The sequence below is a fragment of the Burkholderia sp. HMSC10F09 genome, from assembly GCF_001806955.1.
GTDB classification, from domain to species: domain Bacteria; phylum Pseudomonadota; class Gammaproteobacteria; order Burkholderiales; family Burkholderiaceae; genus Burkholderia; species Burkholderia multivorans.
This window is the reverse complement of record NZ_KV786490.1, coordinates 9,708-10,401: the sequence shown is the minus strand read 5'-3', so window position 1 is coordinate 10,401 and position 694 is coordinate 9,708. Positions and strand designations below refer to the sequence as shown.

The 694-nt window shown below is 73.5% G+C and carries 1 protein-coding gene; it reads right to left on the bottom strand.

Annotation, left to right across the window (positions count from 1 at the left end; all coding sequences use genetic code 11):
- Nucleotides 1-202: 202 nt before the first annotated feature.
- Nucleotides 203-694, bottom strand: a 492-nt coding sequence (locus tag HMPREF3115_RS32080; protein WP_256275917.1) for an FAD-dependent oxidoreductase, incomplete at its 5' end; no start/stop codon positions are given.

The following is a 694-nucleotide window of genomic DNA, read 5'->3' as shown; positions in this document are numbered from 1 at the left end:
CCGGTGCGCGCGGCGAGCCAGTGCGCGGCGGCCGTGCCGGCGCGGTCCATCAGCGTATGCGCGGGCAGGGCGGCGGCCGCGGCCGTTTCGGCGGTGCGCAGATCGGCGACGCGCAGCAGCGCGATCGGGTCGGAATCGGGGAACGGGTGGGCGAGGGGCATGGCGACGGATCGGGAACCCGCCGCGAAGCGTCGCGCGGCGGTCAGGTCGTGAAGCGCTCGGCGCGCAGCGCGGCGAGCGTGTCGGCGGGCCAGTGCTGCACGTTGCCGCCGAGATAGTCGGTCACCACTTTAGCAGACCCGCAGGCGAGCGCCCAACCGGCCGGCCCGTGGCCCATATTGACGAATACGCGCGGATGCGGGGTCGGACCGACGACCGGCAGCCCGTCCGGCGACAGCAACTGCGCACCCTGCCACGACAACGCGGCCGAAATCTTCGCGGCGCCCGGCACCCAGTCGTGCGCGGCCTGGCCGAGCAGCGCGAGCGCGGCTTCGGCGAGCGGTTCGGCGAGCGGCTTTGCGAGATCGGCGGCGCGCTGCAGCACCGCGCCGCCGCCGATTCGCAGCCGCTGCTGGATCCGCGTGATCGCGATCCGCTTGACCGAATCGACGATGCTCAGATGCGGCGCGTGCTCTTCGTACGCGATCGGCGCGCTCAGCGTGTGCATGCGGATCGGATGCAGCGGCAGCCGGCA